The 20,662-nt window shown below is 36.2% G+C and carries 21 protein-coding genes; 3 read left to right on the top strand and 18 right to left on the bottom strand.

All coding sequences use genetic code 11. The features are described 5' to 3' along the window. The 9 genes from DBX25_RS10765 to DBX25_RS10725 all read right to left on the bottom strand — a co-directional run. Nucleotides 1-1,503 (bottom strand): rhomboid family intramembrane serine protease (locus DBX25_RS10765; protein WP_205685210.1); only part of this gene is annotated, 1,503 nt, incomplete at its 3' end. 224 nt (nt 1,504-1,727) lie between these two features. Then, on the bottom strand, nt 1,728-1,925 hold the full coding sequence (locus tag DBX25_RS10760; RefSeq protein ID WP_108670802.1) for a hypothetical protein: 198 nt from the start codon (nt 1,923-1,925) through the stop codon (nt 1,728-1,730). An 84-nt stretch (nt 1,926-2,009) separates the two neighbouring features. Continuing rightward, complete coding sequence (locus DBX25_RS10755; protein WP_108670801.1) at nt 2,010-2,954, bottom strand: L-lactate dehydrogenase; 945 nt, start codon at nt 2,952-2,954, stop codon at nt 2,010-2,012. Nucleotides 2,955-3,067: 113 nt separating this feature from the next. Then, a complete protein-coding gene (locus DBX25_RS10750; RefSeq protein ID WP_240620245.1) occupies nt 3,068-3,850 on the bottom strand; it encodes a DUF92 domain-containing protein in 783 nt (260 codons plus the stop codon). Next, the gene (locus DBX25_RS10745) at nt 3,840-4,409 is read right to left on the bottom strand and encodes a 5-formyltetrahydrofolate cyclo-ligase (protein WP_240620244.1); all 570 of its coding nucleotides are present in this window, start codon (nt 4,407-4,409) and stop codon (nt 3,840-3,842) included. The genes DBX25_RS10750 and DBX25_RS10745 overlap by 11 nt, the downstream gene beginning before the upstream one ends. A 111-nt stretch (nt 4,410-4,520) precedes the next feature. Beyond that, on the bottom strand, nt 4,521-4,670 hold the full coding sequence (rpmG, locus tag DBX25_RS10740) for a 50S ribosomal protein L33 (RefSeq protein WP_108670799.1): 150 nt from the start codon (nt 4,668-4,670) through the stop codon (nt 4,521-4,523). Between the two features lie 121 nt (nt 4,671-4,791). After that, nucleotides 4,792-5,418, bottom strand: a complete 627-nt coding sequence (locus DBX25_RS10735) for a hypothetical protein (protein ID WP_108670798.1) — start codon at nt 5,416-5,418, stop codon at nt 4,792-4,794. Continuing rightward, nucleotides 5,390-7,600 (bottom strand): glycosyltransferase family 4 protein, encoded by a 2,211-nt coding sequence (locus DBX25_RS10730; protein ID WP_108670797.1) that lies wholly within the window; start codon nt 7,598-7,600, stop codon nt 5,390-5,392. The genes DBX25_RS10735 and DBX25_RS10730 overlap by 29 nt, the downstream gene beginning before the upstream one ends. Nucleotides 7,601-7,624: 24 nt before the next feature. After that, the gene (locus DBX25_RS10725; protein WP_108670796.1) at nt 7,625-8,299 is read right to left on the bottom strand and encodes a DUF4912 domain-containing protein; all 675 of its coding nucleotides are present in this window, start codon (nt 8,297-8,299) and stop codon (nt 7,625-7,627) included. Nucleotides 8,300-8,656: 357 nt separating this feature from the next. On the opposite strand from DBX25_RS10725, the gene DBX25_RS10720 reads away from it, so the two are divergent. Both DBX25_RS10720 and DBX25_RS10715 read left to right on the top strand, forming a co-directional pair. Beyond that, on the top strand, nt 8,657-9,025 hold the full coding sequence (locus tag DBX25_RS10720; protein WP_108670795.1) for a hypothetical protein: 369 nt from the start codon (nt 8,657-8,659) through the stop codon (nt 9,023-9,025). A gap of 2 nt (nt 9,026-9,027) precedes the next feature. Next, a complete protein-coding gene (locus DBX25_RS10715) occupies nt 9,028-9,558 on the top strand; it encodes an endolytic transglycosylase MltG (protein ID WP_108670794.1) in 531 nt (176 codons plus the stop codon). A gap of 344 nt (nt 9,559-9,902) precedes the next feature. On the opposite strand, the gene phoU is transcribed toward DBX25_RS10715, so the two are convergent. The 9 genes from phoU to DBX25_RS10670 all read right to left on the bottom strand — a co-directional run bounded on the left by phoU (nt 9,903) and on the right by DBX25_RS10670 (nt 19,654). Next, nucleotides 9,903-10,553 (bottom strand): phosphate signaling complex protein PhoU, encoded by a 651-nt coding sequence (gene phoU / locus DBX25_RS10710; RefSeq protein WP_108670793.1) that lies wholly within the window; start codon nt 10,551-10,553, stop codon nt 9,903-9,905. Between the two features lie 27 nt (nt 10,554-10,580). Beyond that, entirely contained in the window at nt 10,581-11,375 is a 795-nt protein-coding gene (gene pstB / locus DBX25_RS10705; protein ID WP_240620251.1) for a phosphate ABC transporter ATP-binding protein PstB, read from the bottom strand. A gap of 66 nt (nt 11,376-11,441) precedes the next feature. Further along, nucleotides 11,442-12,320, bottom strand: a complete 879-nt coding sequence (gene pstA, locus DBX25_RS10700) for a phosphate ABC transporter permease PstA (RefSeq protein ID WP_108670791.1) — start codon at nt 12,318-12,320, stop codon at nt 11,442-11,444. Continuing rightward, nucleotides 12,320-13,225 (bottom strand): phosphate ABC transporter permease subunit PstC, encoded by a 906-nt coding sequence (gene pstC / locus DBX25_RS10695; RefSeq protein ID WP_108670931.1) that lies wholly within the window; start codon nt 13,223-13,225, stop codon nt 12,320-12,322. Before pstC ends, pstA begins: the two co-directional genes overlap by 1 nt. A gap of 134 nt (nt 13,226-13,359) precedes the next feature. Continuing rightward, nucleotides 13,360-14,322 (bottom strand): PstS family phosphate ABC transporter substrate-binding protein, encoded by a 963-nt coding sequence (locus DBX25_RS10690; protein WP_108670790.1) that lies wholly within the window; start codon nt 14,320-14,322, stop codon nt 13,360-13,362. 228 nt (nt 14,323-14,550) lie between these two features. Then, nucleotides 14,551-16,755, bottom strand: a complete 2,205-nt coding sequence (locus DBX25_RS10685) for a peptidoglycan D,D-transpeptidase FtsI family protein (RefSeq protein ID WP_108670930.1) — start codon at nt 16,753-16,755, stop codon at nt 14,551-14,553. A gap of 158 nt (nt 16,756-16,913) precedes the next feature. Further along, nucleotides 16,914-18,125: an MFS transporter gene (locus DBX25_RS10680; RefSeq protein ID WP_108670789.1), complete on the bottom strand. Its 1,212-nt coding sequence runs from the start codon at nt 18,123-18,125 to the stop codon at nt 16,914-16,916. A 303-nt stretch (nt 18,126-18,428) separates the two neighbouring features. Continuing rightward, nucleotides 18,429-19,037, bottom strand: a complete 609-nt coding sequence (locus DBX25_RS10675) for a superoxide dismutase (RefSeq protein ID WP_108670788.1) — start codon at nt 19,035-19,037, stop codon at nt 18,429-18,431. Between the two features lie 134 nt (nt 19,038-19,171). After that, nucleotides 19,172-19,654, bottom strand: coding sequence for a DUF456 domain-containing protein (locus tag DBX25_RS10670; RefSeq protein WP_108670787.1), 483 nt, complete (start codon nt 19,652-19,654; stop codon nt 19,172-19,174). A 193-nt stretch (nt 19,655-19,847) separates the two neighbouring features. Here DBX25_RS10670 and DBX25_RS10665 point away from each other — a divergent pair, with 193 nt between their 5' ends. Next, nucleotides 19,848-20,633, top strand: a complete 786-nt coding sequence (locus DBX25_RS10665) for a DUF1189 domain-containing protein (protein ID WP_108670786.1) — start codon at nt 19,848-19,850, stop codon at nt 20,631-20,633. The last annotated feature ends 29 nt before the right edge of the window (nt 20,634-20,662 follow it).

Here is a 20,662-nt window from a genome sequence, read left to right as displayed (position 1 = left end):
TTCAAGGAGGGTTTGATACATAGGCTCTCCTTTTCCATATTTTATGGCCAATAACAATACTTCCTTTGCCTTCTCAACGTTACCTTCTTCAAGATACACAAGCGACAAATTGTAGTATGCTTCATGGAAATCTTTTTTCTGGCGAATCGCTTCTAGATAAGCCTTTTTTGCTCCTAGGTATTTCTTATCTTTCGCTTCTAAATTCCCTAGTAAAAAGTAAGCATGTGGTGCATTTGGCCTTTCAAGGAGTAATCTTACCAAAAGATCCCTCGCTTTTTTTTCTTCGCCGTCTTTAATGTACTCATTAACTAAAGAAGCAATCACAGGTCCATGATCCCTCTTCTCTTGAATACTATACCCGAGCGTAATTGCAAGATATGTAATGAGACCCAAACCAACAACTCCGACTATTTTTACGATAACATTTCCCTTTTTCGGCACACCAATTGCCAAGGAAATAAGAAAACCACCAATTAGCCCACCAATATGACCAGCATTATCTATCCCTGATAAGGTAAACCCTAAAGCTAGGTTGATGGCAATCAAAACAATGATATTCGTCCCCATTTTCCTAAAAAATAGCTTCGGCTGTTTCCATCCAAAAAACAACAGTGCTCCGAAACAACCAAAAATTGCTCCACTTGCTCCAGCTGATAATGAATCATTGAATAGAAAACTGGCTAACGTTCCTGCAAAGCCAGCATATAAATAAATGATAAAAAATCGTAAACTACCATAGATTTTCTCCACTTCAGCCCCAAGATAATAAAGAGCGAACGAGTTCATGATTAGGTGAAGCAGGCCTATATGTACGAACATTGGTGTAATCAATCTCCACCATTCACCTTGAAGAATGAAGGGGGTATATTTAGCCCCATATTCTACCAACGTTTTCATATTCTCACTGTCACCGGTTAATTCCATTAGTAGGAACAAAACGATTTGAATCGTTAAAAAAAACATAGTGAAAATAGGTCTCCCGTATTGGAAAACTTTTTGTTCTTCTTCTCGCTTTCGTACAGTACTTTGCAACACTTGGTGTTTTAAATCTGTAATTTTCTCTTCACTAATTTCTTCGAAGAGAAGTTCTGAGCCTAGCCTTACTTCCAATATTTCAGATAACTGCTTTAAACTATGTTCAAATTGATTTGTTTCAAATATGAAGGAGGTAATCGTGGTTTTTTTCAACGTTACATCATCAAGCTCATAATCATCGACCGGTGGATAAGGCGATATGTACATATTTAGTACATGAATCGGTCTTTTAAATAACTGCGATCGTATCCTTTCAGAATTATGGACAGTACGATTTAAGTCCCTTTTAAGCCAACTTCCCCAATCCAAGTCGTGACGCATTAATCTTACTACCGGAAATTTCTTATCACTATATTTTTCGAGCCAAATCTCGTTTTGATCGGTAGAAACAGATATCACTTCATATCCATGATCAATGCAAAGGGTATGTAAAATCGACCAATAATAATAATCTTCTTTTACACTCAATACTTCCCCTACTTTCTATTTTCTCCTATTTCATCTTTTCCCTTCCTCTTTAACACTATAGTCTATGTAGACTAAAAAAGAAAAGAATCAACTTCATGATTTACAGAGGCTACAAATCACAAATTGAAGGATAGCCTAATTATGTATTGTAGCAAAACCCGGATATATTAATCCGGGCTTTCAATGAATAAAGTATTAATAATCAATACTTGAACCATTCGTCTTTACCTGGGGGATGTTTCTAACTTGAACATACTTTGCAGCATTTTATCCTTAACTAGTGGCATGTTCATTGATGAGGCTACAACACTACGACGTAAAAAAGGCACTCCCAAAAGAACATTCAGTAATCGATACCGATAACGGTAGCCTAAATATGCTGACAATACAATTGCACCGTATTTCACTAAAATTCTAAGCATAATGAATCCCTCCTTATTTTAGTTTGAAATAGAGGAGGGATTTTTATGATTAATTCTTTAAGTTCTTGTCACTTATAGCCTATCTTATAAAAATGGAGAAATAGTATTCTTTAATACCTCAACAGAGTGGGAAAATTTCTCTTTTTCCTCTTCATTTAAATTTAATTCAATTACTTCTTTTATACCATTTCTGTTTACAATGCATGGCACTCCAATGTAGATATCTGAATGTCCATATTCACCTTCTAATAAAGCTGAAACAGTCAATATACTATTTTCATCATGAAGGATGGCTTTTGTTATTCGGACAAGACCCATCGCGATGCCATAGAATGTAGCACCTTTCCTTTCGATGATTTTGTAAGCAGCATCCCTCACATCAATAAACAATTGATCTAAATCTTCTTGTTTATATTCTGCTTTTGAGTCAATCGCTTCTGAAATAGGTTTAGTCCCAATATTGGCATGACTCCATACTGGCAGTTCTGTATCACCATGCTCTCCTATAATATAGGCATGGATATTGCGACTATCGACTTGAAAATAATTCCCTAAATTGTAGCGGAGGCGAGCCGTATCAAGGATTGTCCCAGAACCGATTACCCGCTCCTTTGGCAATCCAGAGTATTTCCATGTTGCATACGTCAAAATATCAACAGGATTAGTAGCAATCAAGAAAATACCATCAAATCCACTGGCCATAACCTTCTCTACAATCTGCTTAAAGATCACTAAATTTTTTTCAACAAGATCAAGACGAGTCTCACCTGGTTTTTGATTTGCACCAGCAGTTAGGACTACTACATCTGCAATTTTGCAATCATGGTAATCACCAAACCATATTTTGGTGGATGAAGGGGCAAAAGGTAAGCCGTGATTTAAATCCATTGCGTCTCCTTCGGATTTGCTTTTATTAACATCCAAAAGAATCAATTCCTCAGTGACTCCCTGATTTAACATCGCAAAAGCATAGCTACTTCCTACGAAGCCTGTTCCTATTAGGACCACACGATTCACTTTGTTTTTCATGTGAAAACCCTCTTTCGTTCAATCTACCATCTATACCATTATTGTATTACATTTACTATTTCATATAAGGACTAATTCTCCATGATATGAGGCAACTTTGTTACATCCCACCTCTATGAAATGAACACTAATCCAAGTAATACAACGATTAACAAACTAAGAAAATTTACTTTATCATTATCAAGATTTTTTATGCCTTTGATGAATTGAGTGGCCCTTCCACAGTGCATCCTTTTTTCCGTTTTAAGATCACAGTTCGGACATTGATAAACTTCCTGCATGGTTGCTCCTAATATTGTATCCACAACGCTTCCCAGGAAACCAAAGGTTATTATTAGGGTTACCTTATAAACTGAAAGTCCCCATAAATACGCAGCCAGTATTCCTATGAATGCGGAACCAAGCAATGAAAAGGTAGTTCCTAATGCAGAAATTGCACCTGAAGTACCTTTATCAACTTTTTTCCAGGTTAATACATGAATCGGTGTTTCTTTACTCAATACGCCGACTTCCGATGCCCATGTATCTGAATTGGCAGCAGCTATACTGATTATCAAAGAAAATAACCAGATATCCTCCCCAGAAAAATGATAAAGCAGACCAGAAAAAGCTGCTAATCCTCCATTTGCAAAAACTTGCACATGATCACGACGATCACTTTTCTCCAATTTACTTTCGACATGTTTCTTTTGCTGTTGTTTAAACTTTGACCAAAGGCTTGAGGAAGCAAAGAAAAAGCCTAATAGGAATAATCCCCTCCATTGGAATCCTACTGCCGTAAAACAGCCCACAACGAACGTTGCAAAGGCACCACTGAAGGATAATGATTTTACATAATAACCAGCTATGGCTGTAAAACATATAACAAAAAAATAGATCGCAAATTCAAATGTCACAATAGATTACTTCCTTTGGCGTAATAATGGTCGATACTGGAAGATCAAACCTATCAATTGGAACGGAATTTACAATTTGTTCCTCAAATGCCAATGACACAGTCATACCCTTCCAATTTTCTAAATACCGGTCGTAATATCCTCCACCAAATCCTATTCGATATCCATTTCTAGCAAATGCAACTCCTGGAACAATCGTCAAATTTATTTTATCGTGTTGTATACTTTCAGTCGTATGTACAATAGGTTCCCAAAGAGAAAAATAAGCCTGTTCCAACTGATCGAAGCTGTCAATTTTTCGAAAGTCCATTTTTTTTTCCTTAGGGATACATTTTGGTACAACTATTATTTTACCTTGCTCCCAAGCCGATTCTATAATGGTTCTTGTCTCTACTTCAGGGAAGTTCGAAACCGTGATGGCCACTATTTTTGATTGATTCCACTCCTTTAGTAAGAATAGCTTTTCTGAAATCCTACAAGATTGTTCTTTATAATCATTCTCATGCTTCATAGTTAAAGCATTCAATATTTGTTTTCTAATATATGATTTAGTCTCCAAAACATTTCCTCCTAAAGAAACTATCTAAAACAGCAAACAATCTACAAGCACTTTTTGTTGAAAAAATACTTTTTTGAGTACAAAAAAAACAACAGGATGAATCCTGTTGTTTTACTTTGTTTCACGGTGCGTAGTCATGCGTTTTTCTCTAGAGCAATATTTTTTAAGCTCAAGACGGTCCGGATTGTTACGCTTATTTTTTTTAGAAATATAGTTACGCTCACCACATTCTGTGCAAGCCAACGTAATATTAACACGCATTTGTATTTCCCTCCAAACATTGTTTCATCTTCACATAGGACTTTTATATAATATCACTTTTAAGAATGAAATGCTAGTATGTTTTTTGAAGAAATCAACATGCGTAAAGATAATATTTCAACTACAGTTTATTTAGCAATTTTTCTTCTATATCTACCATTTCTTCGTTTGATGTAGCTGTAATGGTCCAAATCATTCCTTCAGACGTCTTTCCAGGGGCAAGATCCATCTCCAAAGTAAACAAACTGCATAAACTCCCACTAGCTAATGGTGATATCGGTAGAAATCCTTCTTCCTTACTTCTGAAAATGGGTTTAGACTGATCAGCTTCATAATCTCTAATACAATATTGAGAAAGCCCCCGTCCATTAAGGACTCCGCCTAACATGACTATTGAATCTGATGCATAATGGAGAATAGCATTCTTAGCTGGACTATAAAAGGCTAAGCTTTTTTCTTCTGATGAATGTAGGTACTGAACGATTATTTTAAAAAGCTTAGACTGATTAGACAAATTGGTTAATCGAAAAGAAATATGCTCAATTTCTTCATTTTTATTGAGAGAAAGGATAGAAAAATCTGATTGCACCTTATGCTTACTAGGAAATTCCCAAGAAAAACCTTTGTTAGACCATAAACCTATCCTAAGCGGAGAATCATCATTAAAAAGTATGGGCTGTTGATATATGGAGCAAACATTCCAGCTTTCGTGTTCCCGATTATCTACTACCTGTGCTTGATAATTCATTTCTTTCACCTCTCTCGATTCTCTTAGATAAATTGAACTCTTTTATTAAATGGGCTGTTTGAAGGGCTACCCTTTCCCAGCTAAATAACTTCGTCGCAACTTCTTGTCCCTTTAAAGCCATTCTCGACGTTACCTCTCGATGACTCATCATGTATTCAATTTTCTGGGCAAGATCTAACGCATCACCAGTTTTAAATAGTAACCCACTCTCACAGTTCTTAATTATGGCTTTTAGACCACCAGTTTCTGAGACAATCACCGGCTTACCTGATATCATCGCTTCTAGTGCGACAATACCGAACGGTTCATATGTGCTTGGAAAAACAGTAAGGTCACATTGATTCAATAATTGGTTTCTCATTTCATCCTGAATGAAACCAATCAATTGAATTTGCTTCTCAAGTCCTCGACTTTGTATCATTCCCCTGTACGTCTCCAACATGGGTCCTCTTCCTGCAATAACAACATTTATATCGACATTGGATGATTTCAGGATTTCAGTTGCTTCTATTAATATGTCAAAGCCTTTTTCTGGGACCAACCTTCCCCAGGAAAATATCGAATATACTTTTTCCTCTATTTGATTATGCTTATGGCTTCCCAAAATATCATTTTTTTCAACACCATTAGCAATAACAGCCATTTTGTCACTTGGAGTTGAGAAAATTTCCATCAGCTCATTTTTCATATATTCACTACAAACAATGAGTTGATCACTTTGTTCGATTAATCTTCTTTCTTGTTCATGGATAAAGAATTGGACACTATTATGGATTCCGTTATGTCTTCCGTTTTCAGTCGCATGTATGGTAGCAAATAAAGGGATGTCCCATCTTTGACTTGCAGCCATTGCAGAAGCCCCTACAAGCCAATCATGGGCATGGATAATATCAGGCTTGATTCCAAGATCAAATAAATTTGAAATCTTTTCCCCCATCTTAATGTTCAAATATCCTACCCACTCGATGAAAGTTGACTCATTCCAATGCTCCATTTCAATTCGATGCACATGTACACCTGATGCAACAGAATCTGAACATTGGCCCTGTAGCCCGACTGTTACTATATGAACATTGTGGCCTAAATCCACTAATGCCCTAGACAATCCAAACACATGTCTGGATAGTCCACCAACTATGTGAGGTGGGAACTCCCAAGTTAACATTAAAATATTTAAGGAGTGATCCTGTCCCTGTTTATCTGTTTTCCAATTGTAATTATTACCAATAGTAGCTTGTAAATCCAAATTAAATTTGTTTTTATAAGAAATTCGTTCGGCTTCACTCATCTCCGAATCGGCTACCATACTCCAAAGGTAATGGAATTCACTAGTCGCTTTTGTATCAAGTTGATTTCGATTTTTTATTCCAATGAATTGACTTTCCATCTCAATCAATTCAAGGATCCACTCTACATCCTTTTCTTCAAATAAACTTCTAATACGGTTTCCTATTCCAAAATAAGAAAAATCCAAATGGGACACAGAGTTTTGTTCAAACGAATTATTTTCATCTGGCAAATTTGAGTGAATATCCATCGTACTTGTAATTTCATTGAGTGGAATGATATGGATGATTCCTTCATTAAATTCTTCATTACCATTGGTAGTAGCTGCGAAGCACATTAACCCATACGGAGATGTTGATACGGTAAGCTCAGAATGAGGCTCTTTATATTTCATGGTATGGGAATCTAGGAGAATATTTTCATAACCGTTTCTCAGAATATACTCATCTATTCCTGACACAAATGCCCCTAGAGGTGGCAAGAAATAGTTTGGCTTACAGTGAAGAGTTTGCTCATAGAGGGAAACAGCTTCTTTGATTTGCCAATTGATCATGTCTGATGTTTGCATAACCGTTAAAGGGAAAGGAACAACTGTTGTTCCTACTAATTTAAGGGTTCCCATTTGCAAGAACATTCGGACTTTTGAAAGTAAGTCTGTCCCATACTTTTTATGTTCTTTAGGAAAATGCATATGAACTGTCTCGTCATACAGAGATAAGAAATTTGCGTCAGCGAGGTTCTTCACCAGTAATCCTGATAAACATAACCCCACATTGTTTAGGCTTCCAGTTTCTAATCGTTTAAACAAACAATAAAAGGATCCGTATAGACTACGAATAGTTTCTATATCATTATTTCTATTTATCGGCATATGCGCATAGTAAACTGCTTTCATTCTCACCCCTCCTCTTTTTAAAAATTACTTTTTGTAATAGCTGTACGTACTGATATGTTCAACCCAGTTAGGTCGTTCATATTTATAAGTACTCCATTGACGAATATCATTAGAGAGTTGTTCACATTGCGAAAGTTCATTTCTAGGAGATTGTATAGTATTAGAACGCATTAAAGGCATAAAGCTTCCGTCTTCTCGCAATAAACCAACCTCTACCAAATAAGACCTTGATGGCTTTAAACCATTTAGGATCCAATGGTTATTCCTTGAAGGAATCACTACATCGGTAAAATAATGTCCATTGTTACCGTTGAATATTACTTTAGTAACATCATACAAACGAAGCAAAAATGTACACTGTTCAATTGTTTTTCCGTAATAGTTTTGAAGAGTCATCTTTAAAATTTTGGAAAAACTCCAATAAACAAGGACACTTTCTTCATTGCGTTGAATAAGAAGTACTTTGCTATTTTTTTCGTTTAAAAGGATAGAGTTTCGTTCTAATACGTTCTCTTTCTTTAAAGTTACTTGATGGATTGGTTTCGATTTCCTGATTTTCTTTTCGTTTTCTATAGGAGCTTCTTGATTGATATGTTTTTTCCATTGGTATTGTACCTTTCCTACCGTTGTATTCATTTGCTTTGCAATCTTTCTAAAGGAAAGACCTTTATTTCTCAAATCGATAATCTCCTCAATCACATTCGACACCTCCAAGTTGAATCCGTAACCGATTTTGATCAAATTTTATTAATATATGAAATAAAACATCCATTTATTCATTTATTTTCTATTATTATCGTAGCATTGAACGTACTCTTGGACAATGAACGCATTTTGTCGATAAAATACGAATGCTTACATGTCTAAGTAAAATCTTTAAAATTCCCTTCAAAACTATAGATTCGACATTTTTTTAAGTGTTCAATGTGACATATTTTCCTATAATTCACCTTTTTTCCTGCTTATTCATGACAGAGTTATCAAAACATGTAACAAACTTAGTTCAAATACGTGTAAAATAAATGTGTGAAATGAATTTACAGCTGAGGTGAGAGTGTGGGAGCAGTTTTTATCGGTTTATTAGTAGTCGCAATTGTTTTATTATCTCTTTCTTTTTTCTCGAAGGATCGAGTTACTAAACTTGAAGAAGATTTGGAGCAATTATCCCTTACCTATATGCAGGACGTATATCAGTTAAAAAGAAAGATGAATGTCTTAGAGGAAGAATTATTAATTCAAGAACCTTCAACGTCTGTACAACCTGCCAGACATCAAAAAAAGGGACCAGTTAATCAAATCTTGAAAAGCCAGGTCATTTCTTTATATAATCAAGGACTTTCTTTGCAACAAATAGAAAAACAATCCACCTTAAGTCAAGATGAAATCATCGAGATCATTGAAGATGTACGTGGGAAGGATTATTGATTATGAATAAAAGAAGCATTCAATCGTTTGCAGGTGGTATTATTTTTTCAACAGCGATTATGGCAGGGTACCATTACTTAATTGAAGAACCACCAACCACTTCGGTAGAAGAAGCAAAAAAAATGATCGAAGAACACGGGATGATCATCCTACCAAAAGACAAAAAAGAAAAAAGTACTAATACCCCTTTAGAAAAAGAGGAAAGAACAAATTCCAAAACTGAACCAACAAAAAAGAAAGAAGAACCAAAATTAGAGCAAGAGGAATCTAGTAAGGAATCAAAACTAGAAGAGCAATCAACCACTAATGAAAAAGAAGAAGAGAATTCTAGTTCACTGACTCTTACTATCGAGCCTGGGATGAATCCGGAAACCATTGCTTCTATTCTTGAAAAACAGGGCATTATCCAGGATAAAAGAGCTTTTACAGAGTACTTGGAGAAGAATAACCTCTCTACTAAAGTCCAATTAGGGGAATATGTATTAACAAAGAACATGTCTATTTCCCAAATTGCTAAAACCATTACTAATTAACAAAATGAGATTGACTCAAAAGGTTGATAAAATTCAACTTGAGAGTCGTCTCTTTTTTGTTTTTATCCATTTTCTAGGTATAAACAGATGGCAGCATTTAAATTTAGGCTTTGTGAAAAATGAATTTAGAAACTTGAGTTGATTGTAGTGGAAGGCGCGAAGACTCCTGTGGAATCAGTTGGACACCTGAGACCCCGAAGACGCAAACGGCTGCGAGTGGGCTCAACGACAGCCCCGAAGCGCCTGGAATGGATTTCAATAGGCTATTCTTACAAGCCGGCCTAAAATATTGAAGAGGGTGACCCAAAAGTTTATACCTTTTGGGTCACCCTCTCTCAACGCATTTATTCATTTAAATCGAAGTGTTTACCTCTGACAAGATAATAAATGCTTTCCGCTACATTGGTAGCATGGTCTGCTGTACGTTCTAAATAACGAGCTACAAAAGATAATTGAGTAACTTGTTGTTGATTTTCGTTAGTCAATTTTAAGATATTTCGAATGTTTTCACCATACAAAGCATCCACTTCGTCATCCATTTCAGCAATTTTTTTGGCTAATTGTACATCCTCTTGATCGAAAGCCTCTAAAGATAAACGAATCATTTCAATGGTAATTTCATTCATTTTTTTAAGATTGTCTAAAGGAAAAATGAAAGGCTCTTTCCCAATTCGAACTGCAGATTTTGCAATATTCACTCCAAAGTCAGCCATTCTTTCAATATCTGATGCAATTTTAATGGCTACAATGATACGACGTAAATCGATTGCTACTGGCTGTTGTTTAGCAATTAATAATATCGCAAAATCATTAATCTCTAGTTCGAGCATATCAGCAGCTGTATCGTTATCGATAATCTTTAAAGCTGTGTCTATATCTTGATTTTCTAACGCTTGAAATGCTTTACTCAATGAATCAGTTGCAAGGTTTCCAAGTTCAATCAATTTGCCTTTTAAAACTTTCAGTTCATTTTCAAAACGTTCACGTACTGCCATTTCAATAGCACCCTTCCTATAAGAGGATCAACCAAATCGCCCTGTAATATAATCTTCCGTTCTTTTATCCGAAGGGTTAGAGAATATCTTATCCGTTTCTGAGAACTCCACCACTTCACCATTTAAGAAGAAAGCTGTTTTGTCAGAGATACGTGCTGCCTGTTGCATGTTGTGTGTGACAATAATGATACTAAAGTTTTGTTTTAATTCTTGTACAAGCTCTTCTACCTTCAATGTGGAGATTGGATCAAGAGCCGAAGTTGGCTCATCCATAAGGATCACATCAGGCTCGATTGCCAAGCAACGAGCGATACATAGACGTTGCTGTTGACCTCCAGATAAACCATACGCATTTTCGTGTAAACGATCCTTTACCTCGTCCCAAATAGCCGCTCCACGTAAACTTCTTTCTACTATTTCGTCCAGTACCTTTTTATCACGGATCCCATGAATTTTTGGTCCATATACTACATTTTCGTAGATAGATTTTGGGAATGGGTTTGGCTTTTGGAAAACCATTCCAACTTTTGTGCGTAATTCTTCTACTTTGTAGCCTTTATCTAAAATATTGCGTCCACGGTACTTAATTTCTCCTGATGTTTTGACACTTGGAACTAATTCAATCATCCGGTTCAACGTTTTAATATATGTCGATTTACCACACCCAGAAGGCCCGATAATGGCTGTTACTTCGTTTTCATAAATGTCCAAGTTAATATTCTTTAAAGCATGGTTTTCTCCATACCATAAATTTAACTGCGACGTTTCATAAACCACTTGTTTTTTTCTAGATGTTGTAGCATTGGTTGAGCTCGTCTGCATAGTAGCTTTTGTTAATGTTTCATTCATATATGAGTCCTCCTTCATCCGATTAAACCTAACCCCTAATTAATAGCGTTTTGAGTACTTATTTCTGATTAGCACTGCGATTGAATTCATGATGATTAGTAATGCTAACAAAACAATGATTCCTGAAGCAGCGACATTATGAAATTCTTCTTGTGGCCTTGAAGTCCAGTTATAAATTTGCATTGGTAATACCGTGAACGTGTCAAATACGGTTTTAGGCAAGAAGGCAATAAACATTGGGATACCTACTACTACGAGTGGTGCAGTTTCACCTATTGCACGGGAAAGGGCTAAAATCCCACCTGTTAAAATCCCTGGAATTGCAGCTGGAAGAACAACTCTAATGATCGTTTGCCATTTCGTTGCTCCCATACCGTATGAAGCTTCTCGTAAATGCTTGGGAACTGAACGAATAGCTTCTTGTGAAGCCACAATAATGACGGGCAAAACTAGCAAGCTCATTGTCAAACCTGCTGCAAGTACAGAACGCTCTAATGCCAACGCACGAACAAATATCGTTAACCCAAGAAGTCCGAAAACAATGGAAGGAACACCAGCTAAGTTTGAAATGTTAATTTGAATAAATGCTGTAAATCGATTCTTTTTTGCATATTCCTCTAAATACAGTGCAGTACCTACACCTAAAATTAAAGAAACTGGAGCAACAACTGCCATTAACCAAATCGTTCCTATAAAAGCGGCTTTGATTCCCGCTTGTTCCGGTCTACGTGAAGCGAAGTTTTGGAAAAATTCCAAATCTAAATGTCCAAGTCCTTGAGTGAATATCCGATATAAAAGAATAGCTAAAACAAGTAAGCCAAATAATGTCGCTCCAAAGAAGATTCCTTTTTGAATGGTATTAGTTAATAACCTACCTGACATTCTCTTCAAAACTTTTTGTTCATCAATAAGTTTCATTAATATTCCTCCCTAAATTTACGAGAGATAAATTGAGCTAGTAAGTTCATAGCAAGAGTGAATAGGAACAATGTCATGCCCACTGCGTAAATACTGTAATAAATAGTCGTTCCATATCCAGCATCACCTGTGCTTACTTGAACAATATACGCGGTCATTGTTTGAATCGATGAAGTAACATCCATGCTTAATGAAGGTGTTGAACCACCCGCAACCGTTACAATCATCGTCTCTCCAATCGCTCTTGAAAGTGCTAGTACAATAGATGCCATAATCCCTGAAATCGCTGCAGGTAAAATGACCTTTATTGCTGTTTCAAACTTAGTAGCACCTAGTGCAAAAGCACCTTCTCGAATAGAATTAGGGACAGAGCTCATTGCATCTTCTGATAATGATGCAATCATTGGTGTAATCATAATCCCCACTACGATCCCTGGACTAAGCGCATTAAAGATTTCAAGACCAGGAATGATTTCTCGTAAAACAGGAGTAACGAAAGTCAATGCAAAAAACCCATAAACAATCGTTGGAATACCTGCTAAAACTTCTAATATCGGCTTTATAATTCTGCGTGTACGATCCGATGCATACTCACTCAAATAAATGGCGGAGGCAAGTCCAATAGGCACAGCCACAATTGAAGCGATAATGGTTACTTTTAATGTACCTGCTATTAAGGGCATAATTCCATATGAAGCATTATTTTCTGAGAATGGATACCATTTCTTTGCTGTCAAAAATTCGGAAATGGAAATCCTACTAAAAAACTCAAACGTTTCAAAGATTAAAGTAAATACAATTCCTATTGTTGTTAACACCGAAATGATTGCAGTGAGGAGCAACAAGCCTGGTACCATTTTTTCAAACGAGAATCCAGATTGTTTTTTCTTTTTTTCTTCAATCATTTTTTGGATTGAAATTTGACTAGATGTTTCATGACCCACAGTAAAAACCCCTTTCCATACAAGACATGGCAAGGGGAGAAGCCGTAAAACGCTTCTCTCCCGCCATATTCGTCATCATCCAAAGCCGGAAGAAATTATTTTTTCAATCCGTCTAATGTTTCAAGAGCTTTTGTATACTCTTCTTCTGGAAGTGCTACATATCCAACCTCTTCAGCCATTGCTCCTGCATTTTCTATAGTAAAACGAAGGTAGTCATACACTTGTTCTTTTTCTGCAACTGATTTATTTGCTGCATATGTGTAAAGCGGACGAGATAGTGGAGCGTATGTGCCATCCATAATTGTTTCATGGTTTGGTTCAATCGCACCGTTACCACCGTCAATTGGTACCACTTTTAATTTATCTTTGTTTTCATTATAGTAAGCAAATCCGAAGAATCCGATAGCAGCCTTATCACCAGTTACACCTTGTACTAATACGTTGTCATCTTCAGAAAGAGTCGCATTAGATACGATTGGTTGATCTTCTAAGATTACTTCATTGAAGTAGTCATATGTTCCAGAATCCGTCCCCGGAGAATAGAATTTAATTTCTTCTTTTGGCCATTCCGGACGAATGTCTGACCACAATTTAGCTTTTCCGGAGTCTACCCACATTTTGCTTAATTCTTCTACTGTTAAGTGGTCTACCCAATCATTATCTTTGTTTACAACAATAGATAGTCCATCATATGCTAATTGGAACTCTGTGAAATCCACACCATTTTTTTCAAGTTCAGCTTTTTCTTCATCTTTAATTGGTCGGGAAGCGTTAGACATATCTGTTTCACCAGCGATGAATTTTTTGAATCCTCCACCAGTACCAGAAAATCCAACAGATACTTTTACTTCAGGTTGTTCAAGCATATATTCTTCTGATACAGCTTCCATGATTGGATAAACTGTTGAAGAACCGTCAACTGCGATATCTCCTTGAAGCTGCTTGTCCGCCGCTTCTGATTGACCTTCTTTATTAGCACCCTCTGTTCCACACGCTGCAGTGATTGCTAGCGCTCCTGATAACATTGCTGTTAGTGCCATGTACTTGAAACCTTTCATTCTCTAATTCCCCCTGAGATTGAGTTGATTTGTTTTCTCTTACAGTTATTAGATTAAGCGATGAGTATTAATCTGGTTTTAATGAATTGTAAAGGATGTGTAAATTAGGGTTAGAAAAGTGTAAATTATGTTTATTTCATCGCTGGTTGGTGCATTCACCCTTAATCAATAATGTAACCAGAAAAAAAAAAAGACATTCCCGGATGATTTCGAGGAATGTCTTCTATATTATTGATTAGTATTTGTTTCTGTTTCAGTTGTTTCTGTTTGCCCATTGTCAGATTGATTCTGTGCATCTGTTTCAGGGTTTTGTGTACCTTCCACTTTTTGAACAGCGGTTTGATTATTTTTTTGACCTACGCGTGCTTTTTTTAATTCGAAATATGCATCCATGATTTTACGACCAATATCTTGGTTCATTGTATGGCCATTCGTTCTTCCTTGATATGCCCACGGAACTACAACCGAAAAGCTCACTTCTGGATTATCATAAGGAGCATATCCAACCAATGTTAGGTTCATCGTTTCTTGTGGTTCATCAAAATTCTTCATCATTGGACCATCATAAAACGCTTGGGCGGTTCCCGTTTTACCAGCTGGCTTATAATCTGCGCCAAGGAATTTATACCTTGCTGTTCCTCCTTGTGCATTCATAACTTGGATGAAACCTTGTTGAACTCGTTCTATCCATTCAGGCTTCATATCCAATCTATTCAATACAGTAGGTGGAATTTGCTTAATTAATGGGCCAAGTTGTGCATTATCTTCGACTGGCTCCCTTATTTCTTTGACAATATGCGGCTGCATACGATATCCACCGTTTGCAATAGTGGAAACATATTGTGCCAATTGAATTGGAGTATACGTATCGTACTGTCCGATAGATAAATCCAGAAGTTTACCTGGGCCTCTTTCTGAACCTTTAAAACCTACCATTTCATTTGGCAAGTCAATTCCCGTACGGACTCCTAGACCAAATTGGCTGTAATAATATCTCATCGTATCATACGCTTTTGGGTTAATTCTAAGCGATTGACCTGGAACATAGTTTCCGTTCCCCATACTGATAACAGTTTTGAACATGTAAACGTTAGAGGATCGTCTCAACGCTTCCAAATCATTGATGTTCCCCATATTTGTATAGGATCCTTTGTCAGGCGTATCTTTAATTCTAAGCTTTGTATCATACTGAACGGTACCAGGTGAGATCGCTCCTGTTTGGTATCCTGTTAACACGGTAGCACCTTTAACTGCCGACCCCATTGTATAGGAAGTAGTAAAGTTTCCTAAAGCAAAATCATTGAACTTAATTTGACCTGTTTTTTTATCTCTCTCAAATTGTTTTCCAGCTAGAGAAAGAATTTCACCAGTTTTAGGATTCATCATGACAACAAAGGCTCGGTCCAATAATTGCGTATTGCTTCTTGCTTTCTTTTCTTTTAATTCTTCTTCAAGAATTTTTTCAACGGCAATTTGCAAATCCATATCAATCGTAAGAACTAAGTCTTTCCCACGGTTACCTTCTGTAATCGGAATTGATTCTAGGATATTCCCTGCTTTATCTGTTACATTTTTTACTTTTGCTTTTTGCCCATGCAAAACTTCCTCATAAGCATACTCTACATAGCTTTTTCCTACACGGTCATTACGACTGTAATCTCTTGCAAGATAGTATTCTAGCTGCTCACTAGGTAGACCTTCTTCTGAAGAAGATACTTTTCCTAACACACTTTGAAGAGTTACCCCGAATTGACTGTACCTTTCCCAGTCAGTTGTAATATCCACTCCTGGCAAATATTGCAGGTTTTCGCTGACAACAGCAAATTCTTTTTGGGTAACTCCTTGATTTTTAACAATTTGCGGAGTCAAGGCATAACCGCTATTAAATTCACGGAAAATGGCAAGTACTTCTAGCTCTTCCCCCTTGAGCTCATTCAGTTCTTTCTCGGTGATTCTTTTTAATTGCAACTTGTATAGATCTTTATCAGAAAGCTCTTTTTCAGCATATTTCTTTTTTTCAGCCTCTGTAATCTTTTCTTCAGCTCGTTCTTGATTCTTCAAGATCCAGAAATCTTTTTTATCACGTTCGGTAACTTTCTTCGTATCCTTATCAATTAGTTTTGCCAGATTCTCTGCTACCTTCAGCATTTCCTCCGTTTTTGTTCCTTGATATCTTGTATACGTAATTGCATCCAAAGGTTTGTTATCTATAATTGCCTTACCTTGTCGGTCGAAGATTTTTCCTCTTGGTACAGGATTATTGACAGTTACATCTTCCGTTCGTTCAATTTCCCTTCGATAATCATCCCCATACACAATTTGTACAACTCCAAGTCGAAGTACAAGTATTGAGAATAGCACGAAGACCACAAAAAAGATTATATTTAAACGAAAAGGAACATGCGTCTTCTTCTTCTTTTCTTTAACTTTCACTTTTTTCAACGCAAGACTCACTTCCTTTATTTTTACATCATATTAAGCCAACCTTTATTGTATAGAAATACGGCTATTTTTTCTACCATTTAACTATAAGAATAAAGACTTAAATAGGAAATGAGTGTCTGCCAATGATTCCCTTCCTTATAGACAGACTATGAAGAAAGTTCAATTTTCCGAATGAAAAAGTAAATACAGGTGTGACCTGAACCTAGAATGAGTAGTAAAACTGGGATACTGATTTCCTCATTAAAAAAATAAATCGCAAATAAAAATGCTGTAATTGAAATGGCCCTTCCAAGATTCAGAAATAATTCCCTAACGACCACATATTCTATCCTTCTCTCTGCAGCATCTTTTGCCCTCCCAATTACATCATAGGTGAGCGATATGTAAGGAACTAATAACATCGGATAAAAAATCGCAATACTACCCGAATAGAGTAATAATCTTCCGTAAGATAAATCGAACACAATTAAGAATATGGAAAGGTATAAACCAATCCCCCCTATTAAGATCGCTTTTTTGCGAATGTTTCTCTTTATCAACCTTGAAGCAAAAAAATATGAAATGAATGATACAAATGAATTAATCATTCCAAAAGTTCCTAAAGCTAGCTCACTTTTAGTTGAAATGAAAACAAAAACAGAGATGATGAATAGAAATGTCCCTTCCCGTAGTCCCTGAAAGACATGAGCATTTGTCACCATGCGCCAATTCTTATTTTCCTTCCGCTCTTGTAGCGCCTCTTTAAATAGGTACCTTCCATGTGCAGGGCGTCTTTTTAAAGAAAAGCTTAAAATGACAGCCACTGCAAACAATCCTAACGACATCGCAAAAATAATACTATATCCTTGAAACCCTATATACCTTGTAATAATCCATCCTGCTAAAACTGGACCTATAATTCCACCAATGGAATTTAAGATTCCTAAAAACCCGTTGAAAAAATCCCTATTTTCAGGATCTGTAATTTCAAAAGTTAATACATTGAAAGCTAGCCAGTAAAAACCATAACCTATTCCAAGTAATCCCCCTAACAGAAGGATAAATTCGCTTGCTCTTGCTCCTACTAGTAAAACAGTGACATAAAAAATAGCTAAAAAAATCACACCGAGTCTCAATACGATGATTCGGTCCATTTTTTTTGCCATTCTTCCTGCCATAATAAAAGTCAAAGGCTGTAAGATCACAACTGTAAGGTTATAGATTCCTAAATCAGAAAACTCTCCTGATTGCTTCCATAAGAAAACATTCACAAAAGTATTGGATAAAGCAATACTTAAACTATAAAGTCCACCAATACATAACAATAGTAATAAATCTTTAGTTAGTTCCACTTCACCAATCATCTTTTTTACAAGCATGCCTGACTCTCCTTTATGTGGCATAGTTTGCTACAAAAATGGAGTGCTATACTTGAAAACTGTATAATACCATATTCTGGTTTTTCAATTAAAACTCATATAGCATAGCATGCTGCTTTTAAACAGTACTTTTATTTATGCGGGGAGGGGGAGTCTCCTCGGCGATACCGGCTGTGGGCATTTCCTTCTTCCTTCTATTCTCCGCAGAATCAAGTGCCTTCGCTCCAATCAACTCATTTTGCAAAATAAATACATAAAAAGAGGATGACTCACTTGAGTCATCCTCTTAATCAACTGCATCTATTACTTCGCAGCTTGGTATCGTTTAGAAACTTCATCCCAATTTACAATGTTCCAGAAAGAAGCAATGTAGTCAGGACGACGGTTTTGGTAGTGTAGGTAATAAGCATGCTCCCAAACGTCTAATCCTAGAACTGGAGTTTTGCCTTCCATTAATGGAGAGTCTTGGTTTGGTGTGCTAGATAATTCAAGCTCACCGTTGTTAACAGATAACCAAGCCCAACCAGATCCGAAACGAGTTGTAGCTGCTTTAGCGAATTCTTGTTTGAAGCTTTCGAAGCTTCCGAATTTTGCATTGATTGCTTCAGCTAATTCACCAGTTGGCTCACCGCCACCATTTGGCGAAAGGATTTGCCAGAATAATGAATGGTTAGCATGACCGCCACCATTGTTACGAACTGCAGTACGAGCAGCTTCAGGAATTGCATCCATGTTAGAGATTAACTCTTCAACACTTTTGCTAAGAAGTTCTTCTTGACCTTCTAGAGCTGCGTTTAAGTTTGTAACATAAGTATTGTGGTGTTTTGTGTGATGAATGTTCATTGTTTCCTTATCGAAATGAGGCTCAAGTGCATCATATGCGTAAGGTAATTGCGGTAATTCGTATGCCATAATAAAATTCCTCCTATGTAGGGAATAATGGGCTTTTCCATTACGATGGAATGGTTTAGCCTGCTTCTCTTAATTTAGCAAAGTTTAGTAATTCATACAAATGTTTTGCTCTACATTTTTGAATCTTTACTTAATTATAAAACAACAAACAAAAAATAAATCACCATCACTGCTTGAATAATACCCTTTGTGATGACACTGCTGATAAAACCTACTACTGATCCGAAGCCAATTTTCAAAGCGGTTGGGAAATCTTTTTTATGTACAATAATCTCTGCAATAACCGCTCCTGCAAATGGTCCAATGATTAAACCAAAGATAGGAATAATGATAGGGCCCACAATTAAACCAATTGTACTCCCCCATATACCAGCTTTAGATCCACCATATTTTTTAACACCAATTAGATTTGCTAAATAATCAGCAGCAAAAAGCATGATGACAAATGTACCTTGGACAGTCCAGAAAAACCAATTAAATGGTTCAAAGGAAAAAAAGACTCCATAAAGTAATATGCCCCCGAAGATAAATAAAACACTAGGAATGATAGGATAAATTAATCCCACAAATCCTACTAGAAACATTAGAGAAATGATAATCCAAAATACGATATCCAAAGTAAACGTCCTTTCAAAACAAGATTTCGTTAACTACTATACGTTTAATTGTGAATGTGGTTTCACTAAAATCTATTCAAGCAGTTTAAAAACTTGTTTTCCTTTTAAAAAACTCCTAGTAATATGGTTGTGTTATCACTGTCATGAGGATAAAATGAATACGCATGTGAATAAAAAATGATGGGTGTTGTATATGAATATATTCAAACAATTTTATTTAAGTTTATTCTCTCCAAAGGATATTGCAAAGTTCCGCTTCCAAGGAATTGGTAAAACAATTTTGTATGTTTTCTTTTTGACACTTATATCTTTACTTCCTTCTTTTATTTATTTCGGTAAAAGCATTTCAGAGGGCTTGGAATCCTCTTTATCCACACTACAATCAGACTTCCCTAACTTTGAAATCAAAGACGGAACTCTACATACTGACACAAATAAAACCATTGAGAATAGAAAAAATGATTTTACTTTGTTTTTAGATGGCACAGGTACCATGACTGAACAGGATGTAGCTAATCAGTCTAGCAACGGGTTTGCCTTACTTAAAACACAATTCGTAATGGTTGCACAAGGGTCCATACAAACTTACCCTTACTCAATGTTGGATACTCTTATCATTTCTAAAGATGATATAGAAAATTTTTTAATTTCAATGAAGAGTATGCTATTTATATTCCTTCCAGTGATTGGATTGACAACCTATGTATTTAACGTAGGTATTGAATTTATCGAAATTTCGTTTCTAGCTTTCATTGGACTCCTTTTTAAAAATTCAATGGGCAGGAATATTACTTATCGACATCTTTGGAGACTTGTCGCCTATAGTGTTACGTTACCGACAGTGTTCTTTACCGTAATGGCATTTCTCAAAACCAATGTCGTAGGTGGATTCATGTTGAATTGGTTTGTTACCTTTGTTATCCTGATTCTTTCCATCCGAGAAATACCTAAACCAAAACAACGTAATATTCAACAATAAGAAAAGCCGATTCAATGTTAATTCTATTG

The sequence above is a fragment of the Peribacillus acanthi genome (assembly GCF_003073175.1).
GTDB lineage: Bacteria > Bacillota > Bacilli > Bacillales > DSM-1321 > Bacillus_BN > Bacillus_BN acanthi.
This window is presented reverse-complemented; position numbering and strand designations above follow the sequence as displayed.